General features: G+C 57.6%; 14 protein-coding genes. 5 read left to right on the plus strand and 9 right to left on the minus strand.

Annotated features, from left to right (window positions below; all coding sequences use genetic code 11):
• Position 1 precedes the first annotated feature (1 nt).
• Positions 2-802: an SDR family NAD(P)-dependent oxidoreductase gene (locus ACFQ14_RS15195; protein ID WP_377213600.1), complete on the plus strand. Its 801-nt coding sequence runs from the start codon at positions 2-4 to the stop codon at positions 800-802.
• A gap of 140 nt (positions 803-942) precedes the next feature.
• Here ACFQ14_RS15195 and ACFQ14_RS15200 read toward each other — a convergent pair whose 3' ends face one another.
• Genes ACFQ14_RS15200 through ACFQ14_RS15210 form a run of 3 tightly spaced genes read right to left on the minus strand, consistent with a single transcriptional unit; the run spans position 943 to position 3,747 of the window.
• Positions 943-1,959 carry a cytochrome P450 gene (locus ACFQ14_RS15200; RefSeq protein ID WP_377213601.1) on the minus strand — a complete coding sequence of 339 codons (1,017 nt, stop codon included), beginning with the start codon at positions 1,957-1,959 and terminating at the stop codon, positions 943-945.
• A complete protein-coding gene (locus ACFQ14_RS15205; protein WP_377213602.1) occupies positions 1,956-2,642 on the minus strand; it encodes a cobalt-precorrin-6A reductase in 687 nt (228 codons plus the stop codon). The genes ACFQ14_RS15200 and ACFQ14_RS15205 overlap by 4 nt, the downstream gene beginning before the upstream one ends.
• The gene (locus tag ACFQ14_RS15210; RefSeq protein ID WP_377213603.1) at positions 2,632-3,747 is read right to left on the minus strand and encodes a cobalt-precorrin-5B (C(1))-methyltransferase; all 1,116 of its coding nucleotides are present in this window, start codon (positions 3,745-3,747) and stop codon (positions 2,632-2,634) included. The genes ACFQ14_RS15205 and ACFQ14_RS15210 overlap by 11 nt, the downstream gene beginning before the upstream one ends.
• A gap of 74 nt (positions 3,748-3,821) precedes the next feature.
• Between ACFQ14_RS15210 and cobA the strand changes: the two genes are divergently transcribed.
• The 4 genes from cobA to cbiB are packed head-to-tail and all read left to right on the plus strand — an operon-like array spanning position 3,822 to position 7,967.
• Positions 3,822-4,658, plus strand: a complete 837-nt coding sequence (gene cobA, locus ACFQ14_RS15215; protein WP_377213604.1) for a uroporphyrinogen-III C-methyltransferase — start codon at positions 3,822-3,824, stop codon at positions 4,656-4,658.
• Positions 4,659-4,687: 29 nt separating this feature from the next.
• Positions 4,688-5,971, plus strand: a complete 1,284-nt coding sequence (locus tag ACFQ14_RS15220) for a cobyrinate a,c-diamide synthase (RefSeq protein ID WP_377213696.1) — start codon at positions 4,688-4,690, stop codon at positions 5,969-5,971.
• Positions 5,972-5,975: 4 nt separating this feature from the next.
• Positions 5,976-6,980 (plus strand): threonine-phosphate decarboxylase CobD, encoded by a 1,005-nt coding sequence (gene cobD / locus ACFQ14_RS15225; RefSeq protein WP_377213605.1) that lies wholly within the window; start codon positions 5,976-5,978, stop codon positions 6,978-6,980.
• A 15-nt stretch (positions 6,981-6,995) separates the two neighbouring features.
• Positions 6,996-7,967 carry an adenosylcobinamide-phosphate synthase CbiB gene (gene cbiB, locus ACFQ14_RS15230; RefSeq protein WP_377213606.1) on the plus strand — a complete coding sequence of 324 codons (972 nt, stop codon included), beginning with the start codon at positions 6,996-6,998 and terminating at the stop codon, positions 7,965-7,967.
• Here the strand turns inward: cbiB and ACFQ14_RS15235 are convergent.
• From ACFQ14_RS15235 to ACFQ14_RS15260, 6 genes are all read right to left on the minus strand, one after another.
• Positions 7,890-8,951: an alpha/beta hydrolase gene (locus tag ACFQ14_RS15235; RefSeq protein ID WP_377213607.1), complete on the minus strand. Its 1,062-nt coding sequence runs from the start codon at positions 8,949-8,951 to the stop codon at positions 7,890-7,892. The genes cbiB and ACFQ14_RS15235 overlap by 78 nt on opposite strands.
• Before the next feature lie 24 nt (positions 8,952-8,975).
• The gene (locus ACFQ14_RS15240) at positions 8,976-10,601 is read right to left on the minus strand and encodes an ABC transporter ATP-binding protein (protein ID WP_377213608.1); all 1,626 of its coding nucleotides are present in this window, start codon (positions 10,599-10,601) and stop codon (positions 8,976-8,978) included.
• Position 10,602: 1 nt separating this feature from the next.
• Positions 10,603-11,463 carry an ABC transporter permease gene (locus ACFQ14_RS15245; protein WP_377213609.1) on the minus strand — a complete coding sequence of 287 codons (861 nt, stop codon included), beginning with the start codon at positions 11,461-11,463 and terminating at the stop codon, positions 10,603-10,605.
• Positions 11,463-12,413: an ABC transporter permease gene (locus ACFQ14_RS15250; RefSeq protein ID WP_377213610.1), complete on the minus strand. Its 951-nt coding sequence runs from the start codon at positions 12,411-12,413 to the stop codon at positions 11,463-11,465. Before ACFQ14_RS15250 ends, ACFQ14_RS15245 begins: the two co-directional genes overlap by 1 nt.
• 30 nt (positions 12,414-12,443) lie before the next feature.
• Complete coding sequence (locus ACFQ14_RS15255) at positions 12,444-13,940, minus strand: ABC transporter substrate-binding protein (RefSeq protein WP_377213611.1); 1,497 nt, start codon at positions 13,938-13,940, stop codon at positions 12,444-12,446.
• Positions 13,941-14,004: 64 nt separating this feature from the next.
• Positions 14,005-14,613 carry a DUF922 domain-containing protein gene (locus tag ACFQ14_RS15260; protein WP_377213612.1) on the minus strand — a complete coding sequence of 203 codons (609 nt, stop codon included), beginning with the start codon at positions 14,611-14,613 and terminating at the stop codon, positions 14,005-14,007.
• Positions 14,614-14,637: the final 24 nt, after the last annotated feature.

Below are 14,637 nucleotides of genomic sequence, written 5' to 3' on the forward strand. Positions count from 1 at the left end.
CATGAAAAAAGTACTTATCACAGGCGCATCGGGCGGCATTGGCGAAGCCATGTGCCGCTATTTCGAACAACGCGGCTATTCGATCATTGCGCACGCTCGCGACGAAGCAAAGGCGCGTGCCGTGACCAACGGCACGGAACGCGTTGCCGTTTGGGGCGATTTGACGAAGGCTGAAGAAGTTGATGCGCTGGCAGGGCAAGTGGGCAAGGCTGGCCCCGTCGATTTGCTGGTCCATAACGCGGGTATTCTGTCGACAGACAAGACGCTGGGTGCAAATGGTCTTGGCATACAAGCAGAGGTCAACGTCGTTGCGCCTGCACGTCTAACAAAGGCGCTTGCCGGACATATGAGTTCAGATGATCCAACTGTGGTGATTGTTTCGTCAACGGCTGCGAATTTCGCGCGATCGAACGATTATACCAAGATTATCGAACCGAACGGCTCCTCGCTCTTTGGGGACTATGCGTTATCAAAAGCGGCGGCCAACGCGCTGACGATTGAGTTGGCGCGGGTTTTTGAGGGAATGCGGATATTGTCCACTGAGCCCGGTTTTGTGAAAACGAAAATGACCCACACAAATTCGCACATGCCAGCGCCTTTGAGGTTCTTGGCGAAATTCGCGTCTTCAACGCCGGACAAAGCGGCCCACCGTTGCTTCGATCATATTCTTGCAACAACACCGGACAGCGGAATCGTGGTGCAGGCGGGAAAAAACATCGATTCCGCTAAACGGTCTTGGGGAAAGGAAGAGGCTTTTGATAGCCTGCGCAAGCTGCTGGCGAAGGCTGGAGTGACGCTTTAGTGTGTCGAAACTTCCACCTTTAATGGGCCTCTGAAGGCCCATCCGCCGAATGTGACGTCTGCCTTTAAGCGCATGTTTGGGAAGGCTTCGAACAGCATGGGCAGCGCCACTTCTGCGATAAGTGTGCGCGAAGCGGCGGCTCAGGCGCAGAAATGCGGACCCGCGCCGAATGAGATCGCTTTTGATGTGTCGCGGTTGACTCGAAACGCATCGGGTTCGTCGAAGTGATCTTCGTCGCGGTTGGCAGATGAGAACATCAGGAATGCGCGCGTGCCTTTGACCAGCGTAACGCCGCCCCATTCAAAGTCCTGTTTGATTTCGCGCGGCGACATTCCAATGGGGGAAATCCAGCGGGCATATTCCTCGAAAACCTGAAGCCATGTTGCTTCGTCTTTCGCTACTTTGGCGCGTTCCTCCGGGTGGGTAAGCAGCGCCCAAGCGGCTCCGGCAATCGCGTCACGCGGTTCGTTTTGACCGCCACTGATTGCGAGCTTCACGTTGGCGCGGATGCTTTCGATCGGTTGGCCCGCCCGGTGGAGTACCGCGACGATGCTCGTATCATCGTCTGGCGCGTTTGCAGCGATGCGGGCGTCAATTGCCGCGTCTAACTTGGCAGTAGCAGCGTGGCAGGCTGCTTCTAGCGCGGGGTCGCCACCGTAATTACCGACGCCGTCAATCATGGCCTGAGAGGTCTGGTCTATTTCATCGGGCCGCAGTTGCGTTAGTCCTGTAATGTGTCGAAGTGCATGGCCGGAGACTGGCATGGCAAAATCCCGCACTATGTCGAAGCCGCTGCGGTCTTTCAGACCGTCGATGACGGTGCGTGTTTCGCGCTCGAAATGCGTCCGCCATGTGTTTTTCACAGTCTTGGGCGAGATGGCTGGAAAAATCTCGCGCCGCTCTTTCATATGCGCGTCGCCGTCCTTGCGCATCATGTTTTCGCCCATCAACACGGTCATCAGTCCGCCCGCCTGCTGGGATGAGAATACGGCAACATTCTTTTCACATGTGAAGATGTCATCGCGCTTATTCAGTAGGATTGCATTGAGTTGGGGAACAAAACATATGGGCGCGTCGCGGCGCATGGCAGCGAGTGTGGGGTAGGGATCGTCCCAAAAAGCCTGCGGAATTATACCGAATTCTGGCGGTGCCTTCATGGGGTGGGCCTTTCGATCATGATCACGGGCAAGCCAAGGGTGCGTGCGGCAACAATTTTGCCGTATGCGCCTGGCCCGCCAGAGTTTCGGCAGACTATATGAGTGACCCCGTAAGCCTTGAGTAATGAGGCTTCTTTGTCTGGTTCACTGGATGGTTTGCCCAAGACGATTGTATGCTTTGCAAAAGGCAGTGGCGCTTGGGGGCGGTCGATCATGCGGATGATAAAATGAACGTCTTTTCGCCGGGCGAACGGAGCAATGTGTTGGCTGCCGAGTGCGAGAAGCACAGTCGCGCCTGGCGGAGGTGAATCAACGGCGGCTTCGGGAGAAGGCAATATGTGCCAATTGTCGCCCGTCTCGCGCTGCCACGGAGCGCGGGTCAAGACGGTGAGCGTTACGCCCGTGCGCTCTGCGGCAGCTTTTGCGTTGGCGCTGATTTGGATTGCAAAAGGGTGGGTGGCGTCAATCAATTCGTTGATGGCGTTTTGCAACAGATAATCGGCCAGACCTTCCACACCGCCAAAGCCGCCTACACGCACTTTGCCTGCAACAGGCTCCGGCTCGCGCGTGCGGCCTGCCAAGGATGTGGTGACGTCGGCACCTTGCGCGACGAGCTCCGCTGCGCGCTCAGCGGCTTCTTTGGTGCCGCCGAGCAGCAGGATTTTGCGCGGTTTATTCGGCATGGGCGATGATTTCCCCCGCTCGGTCGACGATGATCACCTCCGATTCAATCGGCGCATCGCGCAGCGTCTTACGCACCGTATGCAGCGCCATCCGCGCGATCAGGGCTGGCATGTCGATGCCGTTTTCGCGAGTCAGGCCAAGCACTTCGGCTGCGGTGTTCGCGCCGGTTATCATCTTCTTCAGATCTTGATTCAAGGCGGGCTCAAGTTCTTGCGCACGCTCTGCCAACCAATCAAAATCCACCTGTGAACGACCCGAATGAAGATCAAGTGCTCCTTGAGCAAGTTTGACCATCTTGGCGAAACCGCCTGCGATTGTGACATTGGGAACCGGGTTGTTGCGCAGATATTTAAGCATTCCTCCAGCAAAATCGCCCATATCGAGCAATGCGGTTTCGGGCAAACCGTAGAGTGCCTGCACCGCTGTCTCGGACGTTGAGCCAGTCGCGCCCAATACGCGCTCGTGTCCTGCTGCACGTGATACGTCGATGCCGCGGTGGATGGAGTGAATCCAGGCCGAGCATGAAAAGGGATGCACCACGCCCGTTGTGCCGAGGATGGAAATCCCGCCGACGATGCCAAGGCGTGGATTCCATGTTTGCTTGGCCAGTTCCGCGCCGCCGGGCACTGAAATCGTGATTTGCAGATCGGCGGGCAGGTCGTGTGCCGTGCACAGTTCTTCCACCACACCGCGCATCAAATCGCGGGGGACAGGGTTGATGGCGGGCTCGCCCGGCGGGATGGGCAGGCCTGCTTTGGTGACTATTCCGACACCATCGCCGGCCTGAAAGACAATTCCACTGCCGGGGGGGAGTGGTACAACGTGGGAGATGATCGTTGCGCCGTGGGTGACATCCGGGTCGTCGCCAGCGTCCTTGACTATGCCAGCAAGTGCACCTGTGTCGTTTAGCGCTTCATAGCAAAGGGGAAAATGCGGGGCGTCGCCCTTGGGCAACAATATGGCGACGGGGTCTGGAAATTCGCCTGTAATAAGCGCTGTCAAAGCCGCTTTTGTGGCCGCCGCAGCGCAAGCGCCAGTGGTCCAGCCACGGCGCAATTCGCCTGCTGGTTTGCGCTCTGGCTCGTTATCGTTTTCAGGCGTCATGAATGGCTTATAGGCGACATAAGTTAGACGTAAAAGCTATGGTTTTTGCCGCTTTCTTGCGCAATAGTCGGAGCATGAAACTACCGTTCGACAATATGCCGACATTCGATGCTGGATGGGTATGGCTCGTAGGCGCCGGACCGGGCGATCCGGGACTGTTGACCATGCACGCCGTGAACGCTCTGCAGCAGGCTGATGTGGTGGTTTATGATGCTTTGGTGAACGAAGCGATCCTTGCGCTCGCACCCGAGACGGCGCAGATGGAATATGCGGGAAAGCGCGGCGGGAAGCCTTCGCCGAAGCAGCGTGACATATCCTTGCGGCTGGTTGATCTGGCTCGTGAAGGCAAACGTGTTTGCCGTTTGAAAGGTGGTGATCCGTTCGTGTTTGGGCGCGGCGGTGAAGAAGCGCTGACATTGGTTGAGAATTCTGTGCCGTTTAGAATCGTTCCGGGCATTTCTGCCGGCATCGGTGGTTTGGCTTATGCAGGTATTCCGGTGACGCATCGTGATACTAACCACAACGTAACTTTCCTGACTGGCCATGACGCAGGCGGCGTTGTGCCGGATGCTATCGACTGGGAAGGTGTCGCTAAGGGGTCGCCTGTGATCGTGATGTATATGGCGATGAAACACGCCCATGCAATTGCTGAAAAACTCTTGGCTGCCGGACGCAAGCCGGATGAGCCGATTGCCTTCGTCTGCAGCGCGACGACCGAGCATCAGCGGGTTCATGAGACCACGCTGGGTAATCTGGGTGATCTGGAAAGCCTTGGCTTGAAGCCCCCCGCGATTGTTGTGCTGGGCGAAGTGGTGCGTTTGCGCAAGGCGCTTGATTGGCTGGGCGCGATTGACGGACGTGTGCTTGAGACTGATCCGCTTGGCCTGCGCGCCGTTTCGCAAAGCGCCTGAGGCAGGCCTTGGCTTCTCCTAAAGGGTTCATGATCGCCGCGCCCCATTCCGGCAGCGGCAAGACGACATTGACGCTCGGTCTGTTGCGGGCGCTGGAAAAGCGGGGCGCTGCTGTTGCTCCCGCAAAAGCCGGACCGGATTTCATTGATCCCGCATTTCATACATTCGCAGCTGGAACCGACTGCATCAATCTCGATCCTTGGGCCATGCGTCCCGAATTGATCTCGGCGCTGGTTGCACACCATGCGCAAAAGCGCGTGTTGGTGGTCGAGGCCATGATGGGCCTGTTCGATGGCGCTGCCGACGGGAGCGGATCGGCGGCTGAACTTGCCGTTATGTTGGGTTTGCCCGTCGTATTGGTTGTGGATGCTGCCAAGCAATCCCATTCCATCGCGGCGTTGGTTCGCGGGTTTCGAGATCACCGCGATGATGTGGACTTGGCAGCCGTGATATTGAACAAGGTCGGTTCGCCACGGCACTTGAAGATGCTGAAGTCGGCGCTGGAAGCCATCAACGTGCCGATGTTCGGTGCCATTATGCGTGATGCTGAACTTGTCTTGCCGGAACGGCATCTGGGGCTGGTGCAGGCGGGCGAGCATGGTGATCTGGGAGCGTTTGTCGACCATGCGGCGCGGGCCGTTGCAGCTGCTGTCGACATTGATTCGCTGCTGAATTTGACCCGTGACGATGGGCAAGGGAGCGCTCGCGGCTCCATCCCGCCCCTTGGCCAGCGTATTGCGGTGGCGCGCGATGAAGCCTTCGCCTTCTGCTATCCGCACCAGTTGATCGGCTGGCAAGAGGCGGGCGCGGAAATCCTGCCATTTTCACCCTTGGGCGACGAAGGACCCGATGAAAGCGTCGATTGCGTCTTCCTGCCCGGCGGCTATCCTGAGCTTCACGCAGGCAGGCTGGCAGGAAACTCCCAATTTCTCACTGGCTTGAGGCAAGTGGCGGCTCGGGGTGCGTTCATTTACGGCGAGTGCGGTGGCTATATGGTGCTGGGCGACGGGCTGACCGACAAGGATGGGATGCTCCACGCCATGGCGGGGCTCTTGCCGCTGACCACCAGTTTTGCCAGCAGAAAGCTGCATCTTGGATATCGCATCGCGTCTGCTCTTGACGACTTGCCGTTTGGGCAAAAAGGAGGCCTTTTTTCCGCCCATGAGTTTCATTACTCGACAATCGAAGACGAAGGTGCGGCTGATCGCTTGTTTTCAGTTGAGGACGCGCTTGGAGATTATTTAGGCCCGTGCGGCCTGCGCCGGGACCGTGTTATGGGTTCCTACATGCATTTGATCGACCGCAGGGGTTAAATTGATGAGCCGTATTGTTCATGGGGGCCGTATCGATGCGGCAATTGCCAAACATGGTGGAACCCGCGCCAAGTGGCTCGATCTTTCCACTGGCATCAATGCCAAAGGTTGGCCAGTTCCTGAACTTGAAGCCAGCATTTGGCGAGAACTGCCGGACGAGGGGCTGGCCGATACCTGCCGTGCAGCGGCCCGGAAAGCTTATGGTGTTCACGAGGTCGCGCATGTTTCGCTGGCACCAGGAAGCCAGATGCACATTCAGGTTCTGCCTCGCCTGTTCAAACCGCAGCCTGTGGCTGTGGTTGGCTTCACCTATCAGGAGCACGGTGTCTGCTGGCAACAAGCCGGTCACGAAGTCTACGTAACGGACGGTTTGGAGAGTGCAGAGGCGACCGCCCGTATTGTGATTGTGGTCAATCCAAACAATCCCGATGGGCGCATCATTGGCCGTTCTGGCCTCGTCGCTCTTGCCAGAAGACTGGGCGCAAAAGGTGGTTTGTTGGTCGTTGATGAAGCATTTGGCGATGTAACGCCAAACGCATCGGTTGTGCCGGAGGCGGGTCGTGATGGCATGGTTGTGATGCGTTCGCTCGGCAAGTTTTATGGCCTGGCAGGAGCGAGGCTCGGAATGGCGTTTTGTGCGCCCATGTTGGGTGAAAGACTTGATAGCGCTCTGGGACCGTGGGCGGTTTCCGGGCCGGCTTTGGAAATCGGTACCAAAGCGCTTCTTGATGAAAAATGGCGCGCCCGCACCCGCAAAGCGTTAAGTGCGGGTCGGGAGGCTTTGGAAGAAGTTCTGCTGAATGCGAAACTGGAGGTTGTGGGTGGCACCGATCTTTTCGTTTTAGCGCGGCATGAAAAGGCCGACGCTGTTGCTGAGGCTTTGGCGGCCAAGCACATTGCTGTTCGCACCTTTCCGCGCAAGCCTGAGTGGATCAGGTTTGGTATTCCAGCCCGCAAAAGCGACCTCAACCGCCTAACCAAAGCGCTAACAGCTTTTAATGCTCTTTAGTCTGGCTTGCACATAATGTTGCTGCTCACGATTGCCCTTGCGCTCGACTGGTTCATCGGCGAACCCGATGTGTTGTGGCGGCGTGTGCCGCATCCAGTTGTGCTTTTTGGTAAGGTAATTGATTGGTTTGATGAGAAGCGTGATGATCAGACTTTGGCTGATCGTTTCCGGCTATCGCCTGATCGCCTTGCGTTCTGGATGGGCATCGTGCTGTTGGCGGCACTGCTCACTATCAGCATTCTGATTTCATCGTTTGTACAATTTCTATATTGGCCATTTGGCTGGTTACTGGAGCTTGCCATCGTGACCATTCTGGTTGCTCAAAAGAGCCTGAAAGATCATGTGCAAGATGTGGCCGATGCGCTGAAAAGAGATGGTGTCGAGGGCGGAAGAAAAGCGGTTTCCATGATCGTGGGGCGCGACGTTTCGCAATTGGACGAAAGCGGTGTGTCAAAAGCGGCGGTGGAGAGTCTCGCTGAGAATGCATCGGACGGTGTGGTTGCGCCAGTTCTCTGGTATGCGCTGGCGGGCCTGCCGGGGATTATTTTTTACAAAGCGGTGAACACGGCTGATTCAATGATCGGACATCGCAACGAGCGCTATGAGTATTTCGGCAAGGCCGCTGCGCGTTTGGATGATGTTATGAATTGGCCTGCCGCACGCCTGACTGCGCTGCTGGTGGCGGGGGTGGTGGCGGTGCGTGATGGGATTGCGAGCGCGGGGCGGTTGTTGTCGATTACTGCGCGGGATGCCCCTTCGCACCGATCGCCCAATGCAGGCTGGCCGGAGACAGCTTTTGCCGTTGCGCTGGGCTTGGCTTTGGGCGGACCGCGTCGCTATGGCGATGATTTTGTCTCTGCACCGCAATTGAACGTGGAAGGCCGCGGATTGCTCAGTGTTGTTGATGTTTCAGCCGCCCTTGGTCTTTTCAGCCGCCTTTGTTTTGCTCTCATCGGTCTTTGCGGTCTTCTTGCCCTTGTTGGTTGAAGCCGTTGACGCTTTGGTCTTGGCAGGAGTCTTAGGCTTTGTGGCGGCTGTCTTGCGCGGTTTTGTTTTTGAGGTTTCCGCTTTTTTCTCAGGTGCTTTCGGCTTTTTGGGTTTTGTCTTTTTTGGATCAAGTTCGATTTCAATCGCGGGCGCTGCAACCAGTTCCACGATTTTTTCCACCATCGCGCTGTTTCCACGGGTTAGCGGATCGACAACGGTGAAGTGGTTTTTGCCTTCGACGCTGACATAGTTTGTAGGAGTGCCCAGCATGGTCCAGCGTTCGGCCAGTTCTCTTGATTGGCGATGGAATTCGCTCGATTCCTCTTCACCTGCCCAAGCCTCGAATTTGTGCAGCCCCTCCGGCACCCAATAATGCGGACTGGCTGCATGGGCCGATTGTTCGTCTAGTTTCAATGCACCGTTGATCGGTGTTTGCAGTATGGGTGCCAGATCGTATAGGCCCGAAATACCCATGCCTGCGGTGACCAGATCGTCCGGCAAATCAGGATGAATTGCTGCCCAATCGGTTGCCATCATACATGCGGAAAGGTGACCGCCTGCGGAATGGCCGATGGTGACAATTTCTCGACCATAAGACTGATGCAATAAAATGCAGGCACGGCGCATTTCGTTGATGATGCCCATAACGGAGATTTGCGGACATAAAGTGTAAGAAGGTATGGCAACCGCAATGCCGTGATCGTTTAAGCCGCTTGCCATGTGGCTAAAGCTCTTGCGGTCGAGTCTCTGCCAATAGCCGCCGTGAATGAACATGACCAAGGGAACGTCTTTTCCTTCGTCGGGCCAAAAAACATCCAGTCTGTTGCGTTCGCCTTGGCCATAGCGTTTGTCCAGGTCGCAGTGCTCGGCGCGTTGCTCGCGGTAGAACGAAGCATCCATTTGGTAGAGTTCGATAAGTTCGTCTGCGTTGGGAACGCGGCCGGAATTATCGTATTCCTTGGCGTAGTCGATTGCGTCACTCATAGCTTTGGTTTTCCGATTCAGCGCTTAGTCATCATGGCGGTTGGCGATAGCGCGCTCAAGGTTTGGGGTGGCTTCCACCAAACGTTTTGCAGCAGGGGCTTGCGGGTTGTCGAAGATTTCTGCACTCGGCCCACGCTCCACGATGCGTCCATGCTCCATCACCATCACCTCATCGCAGATGGCGCGGACCACACTCAGGTCATGGCTGATGAACAGATATGTGAGGTCAAGCCGTTCGCGCAGTTCAGCGAACAGGTCCAGCACTTGCGCGCGGATGGAAACATCCAATGCTGAGACGGGCTCGTCAGCCACGATGAGCTTGGGGCGCGTGATGAGGGCGCGGGCGATTGCCAAACGCTGGCGCTGGCCGCCGGAAAATTCGTGCGGATATTTGTCGAGTGCATCCGCGCCGATTCGCACCTCATCCAGCGCAGCGAGAACGCGGTCGCGCCTTTGGACGGGGCTAAGCTCCGGCTCAAGATAGAGCGGTTCGGCAACGAGCCTTTCGACCTTGTGACGCGGGTTGAACGAGGCGAATGGGTCTTGAAAGACGACCTGCATGTGACGGCGGGTGGTTTTCAATTCATCGTCGTCGAGGTGGGTGAGGTCTTTGCCTTCAAAAAGCAGCTCGCCCTGCGTGGGTTTATCGAGTGCCAGAACCATGCGCGCCAACGTGGATTTCCCGCAGCCGCTTTCACCGACAAGCCCGATGCTTTGGCCGGGATAAAGCGTAAGGTCGACGCGGTCGACTGCGCGGAAGGGGCGCCCGGCTTTGAAAAGGCTGCGGCGGGGCGTGGGATAGTCGCGCACTAGGCCACGGGTTTCCACCAGCGGATTGAGGCTGGCCGCACGGCAATCGTCTGTGAGCACGGGCGGGCGCGTGCGGGTGGGAATATGGGTTGAGGCTTTGGCCAGTTGCGCCGTGTAGGGGTGGGCAAGCTTGCGCAGTATCGAGCCGGTGGGGCCAGCGTCCATAACTTCGCCGTTGCGCATCACCACGATGTCGTCCGTCATTTCGGCCACCACCGCCAGGTCATGGCTGATGAGCATCAGGCCCATGCCGTCCTCTTCTACAAGATCGCGCAGCAGGTTCAGAATTTGAGCTTGCAGTGTGACGTCGAGCGCAGTGGTTGGCTCATCCGCGATCAGCAGCGACGGCTTTTGCGCGCAAGCCATAGCGATCATGACGCGCTGGCGCTGGCCGCCGGAAAGTTCATGGGGGTAGCGAGCCAGCGGATAGGTTTTGGGCGGCAGGCCGACGCGGCCCATGAGCTTTGCTGCACGGTCGAGCGCTTCCGCGCGGGAGACCTTGGCGTGAAGCGCTATGCCTTCGGCGATTTGGTCGCCGATTGTGTGGACAGGATTGAGAGCGGTCATCGGCTCTTGAAAGATCATCGAAATATCATCGCCGCGCAGGTCTTGCATCAGCACGTCTTCCGCGCCCAACAATTCTTGGTCTTTGAAACGCACGGAGCCGGATGTTTGCGATGCCCGGGGCAGCAATTGCATGATCGACAGCGCCGTGAGCGATTTGCCGGAGCCGCTTTCGCCCACCACACCGAGAATTCGCCCCGGTTGCAGCGAGAGCGATATATCCTTCAGGATCGGCTTGTCGCCAATGGAGAGGTTGAGCCGGTCGATTTCCAGCATGTCAGCGCTCCCGCGCCAGACGCGGATCAAGCAGGTCGCGCAGGCCGTCGCCTAGCAGATTGAGACCCAAAACAGTGATCACGATGGCCAGCCCCGGCACAATGGCCATGTGGGGCGCGATGCTCATCATTGTCTGCGCCTCGTTCAACATCTTGCCCCAGCTTGGCATGGGCGGCTGGGTGCCGAGGCCGACATAAGCGAGACCTGCTTCTTGGATTATGCCCAGTGCAAAGGCGATCGTGCCTTGGACGATCAGCAGGTTCGCCATGTTCGGCACGATGTGTTCAGCGGTGATGCGGGCAGCGCCTTTGCCGGAGGCGCGTGCCGCCATGATGAAATCACGCAGCCAAAGTGCCAGCGCGGCACCACGGGCAAGACGGGCGAAGACGGGAATGTTGAAGATACCTATGGCGATGATGGCATTGATCGCGCCGGGGCCGAAAATGGCCGTGATGATGACGGCAGAAACCAGCGCGGGGAAGGCGAAGATGACGTCGTTGCCGCGCATCAAGGCCTCATCAAGAAAGCCGCGCTTGGCCGCAGCCCAGCAGCCCAGTGGTACGCCGATGCCGAGGCCAATCACCACGGCGACGAGGGCTACCGCGATTGAGTTTCGCGCACCCACCATGACCATCGAAAAGATATCGCGGCCAAAATGGTCTGTGCCGAACCAATAGGCTGCCGATGGTGCTTTCAGGCGCTCGGTTATGACCAGTTTGGTGACGTCATAGGGCGTCCAGACAAACGAGATCGCGGCCATAACGATAACAAGCGCGGAAATCGCAAAGCCGATCACGAAATTGCGGTTTCGAAAGGCCCGCGACCAAAAGCCTTGAACGGGGGGGCTGAGAATATCGTCCATCAGGCCGTCCGTCGGCGCAGACGCGGATCGACCCACGCATAGGCGAGGTCAACTGCGAGATTGATGACGATAACGGTAAAGACCAGCATCATGACGGTGGATTCCACCACGATCAGATCGCGCAGGCTTATGGCCTGGAACACGAGGCGGCCAAGGCCAGGCAGGTAGAAGACGTTTTCGATGATGATCGTGCCCGCCAGCAGATAGGCGAATTGTAGGCCGAGGATGGTGAGAACTGGAATCATCGCGTTGCGCATGGCGTGGTTCCACAGCACGGCATTGCGTGACAGTCCCTTGGCGCGGGCGGTGCGAATATAGTCTTCGCCAAGCGTATCGAGCAGAGCTGAGCGGGTAACGCGGGAGAGAATGGCAGCTTGGGGCAGGGCCAGCGCGATTGCCGGCAGAAACAACGCTTTGAGCGCTGTCCAAACGCCAGCTTCCCAGCCGGGAAAGCCACCGGCGGGCACCAATTGCAGCCAGATTGCGAGCACGTAAACCAACAGCAGCGCGAACCAGAAATTCGGGATTGCGATGCCGAACTGGGTCAGTCCCATGATGATCGTATCGACCAGGCTGCCGCGCTTGGAGGCGGCATAGACGCCGACAGGAATTGCGATAGCGGTTGAAAGTGCCAAGGCAAGCAGCGCCAGCGGCAGGCTGACAACGGCGCGTTCGGCCACCAGTTCGGAGACGGGGACGGCGAATGTATAACTCTTGCCGAAATCGCCCATGAGCATGCCGCTGACCCATTCGAGATAGCGTTGCAGGGGCGGGCGGTCGATGCCCAGTTCGGTGCGCAATGCGGCCACCGCCTCGTCGGTTGCATTTATGCCCAGCATGACCTGTGCGGGGTCGCCCGGCACGATTTCCAAGGCACAAAAAATAGCAATTGACGCAACGATGAGCGTGGCGAAAGCCCACGTGAGTTTGCGCAACAGATAAACGGTCATCGGGCGGACCTATGACGAGGCTGGCGCGGCTTAGTCGCTCCAGCTAACGCCGGTCAGATCGTTGGCTTGAACGGGAGAGTTTTCCCACAAGCCGTTGATTTTGGCGTTCCACACACCCGCTTTGGCAAGCTGGAAAAGGAAGCCGTTGACGGCGTCTTGTGACAACTGCTTCTGGCCTTCCATCATCAACGCATAGCGTTTCTCTGGATTCACCTCAGCGTTTAGGTTGGCCATTGTGGCGTTGAAGGCCTCGGACTTGTAATTGAAGTAATAGTCATCGCGGGCATAAATGCCGATATCCATCGGCTCTGTGTGGGAGACGATTGTGAGATCGTAGTCTTTGCCTTTGAAGACTTCCGGCACCCACACGCCCCATTCGACGGGGATGATTTCAAGGTCAATGCCCACTTCTCGCAGCTGTGAGGCGATGATTTCGCCGCCACGGCGGGCATAGGATGGCGGTGGCAGTTTCAGCGTTGCCTTGATGCCGTCGCCATGGCCCGCTTCCGCCAGCAGGGCTTTGGCTTTGGCCGGATCGTAGGGATAGGCGTTGACCAGATCGACATAGGCAGGATGGTGGGGCGCAAAGTGCGTGCCAATTGGCGTGCCAAGGCCGAACATGGCCCCATCGATTATAGCCTTGCGATCAATGGCGTGGGCGATAGCGCGGCGCACGCGGATATCGTCAAACGGTGGTTTGGCGTTGTTGGTCGAAAGGATCGTTTCGCCTTCGGTAGATCCGATCACTACTTTAAACCGCGGATCAGCCTCCAACTGCGGAATTGATTCCGGCGCGGGGAAGTTTGCAAACGCGTCTACGTCGCCTGCCAGCATTGCCGAGAGGGCTGCAGCGGGATCAGCGATGAAGCGGAAAGTGGCTTTCTCAAGCGCAACCTTGTCGCCCCAGTAATCTTCGTTGCGCACCAGATCGAGCGCGGAACCTTTGGCCCAGCGGGAGAATTTGAAAGGGCCGGTGCCAACGGGATTGGCTTTGTTTCCGTCTGCCGATTCCGGCGCAACGATGACCGCGTCGCCCCAACCCATGTTGAACAGGAAGCTGCCGGCGGGAGAAGACAACGTGACCTTGACTGTCGTGTCGTCCACCACATCGACGCTCTTGATGTCCGCAAACAGCGCTTTTTGCGCGTTGGTGGAGCCATCTGCGCGGGCGCGGTCGAGGGAGAATTTCACGTCTCCCGCGTCAAGCGCTGTTCCATCGTGGAATTTCGCCCCGCTGCGCAGCTTGAACGTGTATTCCAGACCGTCCTCAGAAATCGTCCAGCTTTCCGCCAGCGCGGGTTTTACCTCGCCTTTGTCGTTGATGCGGGTGAGACCTTCAAAGACGTTGGCGTAAACGATTTCGTCAATTGCTGCGGGCGCTCCAGCTGTCGGGTCCAGGTGAGGTGGTTCGAGAACCATGCCCATAATCAAGCTCGTCTTTGCTGCGAACGCTGAAGATAGCGTGACGGCAGGCGAAAGTGCTGTGGCCAAAGCGGCGGCGAGTGTGAGTTTGACTAGTTTCGACATGTTTCTCTCCCGAAGAAAGGCGACTTTATTAGAATATGCAGCTCCAAAAGTGGCCGCGCTGCGGCTATCTTGCTTTAAACAGTGCGCGTTGTAGGCGGGCATTCCGGCTCCACACGCGGCCATCGCGGCGGTCCAGACGACGATGCGCGCGGTCAGCCTGACGGACAATGCTATTGAATTTGCGCGAAACGCTACGGCCAAAGTCTGCGCAACCGCGCGAAATGCGACCGCTGGAGCGTTTCATAGCGCGTTCAAGCGAGCGGGCTTGATCCTTGGCGATCTGCCCGTGAATTTCTTCGTGCTGCACAACCTTTTTCATGAATCGTTTCCATGCCTTGCGCACAGCAGGCGAAGCGTTGCGTTCACCGCTCCAACGGGGATAGCGGTAGGTGATGTTGGCGATAACATCTACCGAACCAACGCGGCAGCGCGTGCTGGTGATCTTTGGTTTCAGATTGCGAAGTTTGATGCTGGATGTTGTCGTTGCGATAGCATGGCGGGCGTTTAGTTTAGGCCCGCGCTTGCTGATTGACGCGAACAGCGCTTTGCCGGTTTTGCCGGACACATTGTAGTAGGTCGTGCGCTCTTTGATGATAACGCGCGCTTGGGCGGTTGTCGCGAAGGCAAACATAAGCGCGGCCATCGCGGCAAATACGGTCGTTACAGTTTTCATAGACGGTCATTCCCCGTGTTGGAT

It is taken from the genome of Pseudahrensia aquimaris (assembly GCF_042676045.1).
In the GTDB taxonomy this organism is placed as follows: Bacteria; Pseudomonadota; Alphaproteobacteria; order Rhizobiales; family Rhizobiaceae; genus Pseudahrensia; species Pseudahrensia aquimaris.

What these genes read in the sequence shown, in the direction of transcription:
- ACFQ14_RS15195 (WP_377213600.1), top strand. Translation starts at nt 2, where the DNA reads ATGAAAAAAGTACTTATCACAGGCGCATCGGGCGGCATTGGCGAAGCC.
- ACFQ14_RS15200 (WP_377213601.1), bottom strand. Translation starts at nt 1,959, where the DNA reads ATGAAGGCACCGCCAGAATTCGGTATAATTCCGCAGGCTTTTTGGGAC.
- ACFQ14_RS15205 (WP_377213602.1), bottom strand. Translation starts at nt 2,642, where the DNA reads ATGCCGAATAAACCGCGCAAAATCCTGCTGCTCGGCGGCACCAAAGAA.
- ACFQ14_RS15210 (WP_377213603.1), bottom strand. Translation starts at nt 3,747, where the DNA reads ATGACGCCTGAAAACGATAACGAGCCAGAGCGCAAACCAGCAGGCGAA.
- cobA (WP_377213604.1), top strand. Translation starts at nt 3,822, where the DNA reads ATGAAACTACCGTTCGACAATATGCCGACATTCGATGCTGGATGGGTA.
- ACFQ14_RS15220 (WP_377213696.1), top strand. Translation starts at nt 4,688, where the DNA reads ATGATCGCCGCGCCCCATTCCGGCAGCGGCAAGACGACATTGACGCTC.
- cobD (WP_377213605.1), top strand. Translation starts at nt 5,976, where the DNA reads ATGAGCCGTATTGTTCATGGGGGCCGTATCGATGCGGCAATTGCCAAA.
- cbiB (WP_377213606.1), top strand. Translation starts at nt 6,996, where the DNA reads ATGTTGCTGCTCACGATTGCCCTTGCGCTCGACTGGTTCATCGGCGAA.
- ACFQ14_RS15235 (WP_377213607.1), bottom strand. Translation starts at nt 8,951, where the DNA reads ATGAGTGACGCAATCGACTACGCCAAGGAATACGATAATTCCGGCCGC.
- ACFQ14_RS15240 (WP_377213608.1), bottom strand. Translation starts at nt 10,601, where the DNA reads ATGCTGGAAATCGACCGGCTCAACCTCTCCATTGGCGACAAGCCGATC.
- ACFQ14_RS15245 (WP_377213609.1), bottom strand. Translation starts at nt 11,463, where the DNA reads ATGGACGATATTCTCAGCCCCCCCGTTCAAGGCTTTTGGTCGCGGGCC.
- ACFQ14_RS15250 (WP_377213610.1), bottom strand. Translation starts at nt 12,413, where the DNA reads ATGACCGTTTATCTGTTGCGCAAACTCACGTGGGCTTTCGCCACGCTC.
- ACFQ14_RS15255 (WP_377213611.1), bottom strand. Translation starts at nt 13,940, where the DNA reads ATGTCGAAACTAGTCAAACTCACACTCGCCGCCGCTTTGGCCACAGCA.
- ACFQ14_RS15260 (WP_377213612.1), bottom strand. Translation starts at nt 14,613, where the DNA reads ATGAAAACTGTAACGACCGTATTTGCCGCGATGGCCGCGCTTATGTTT.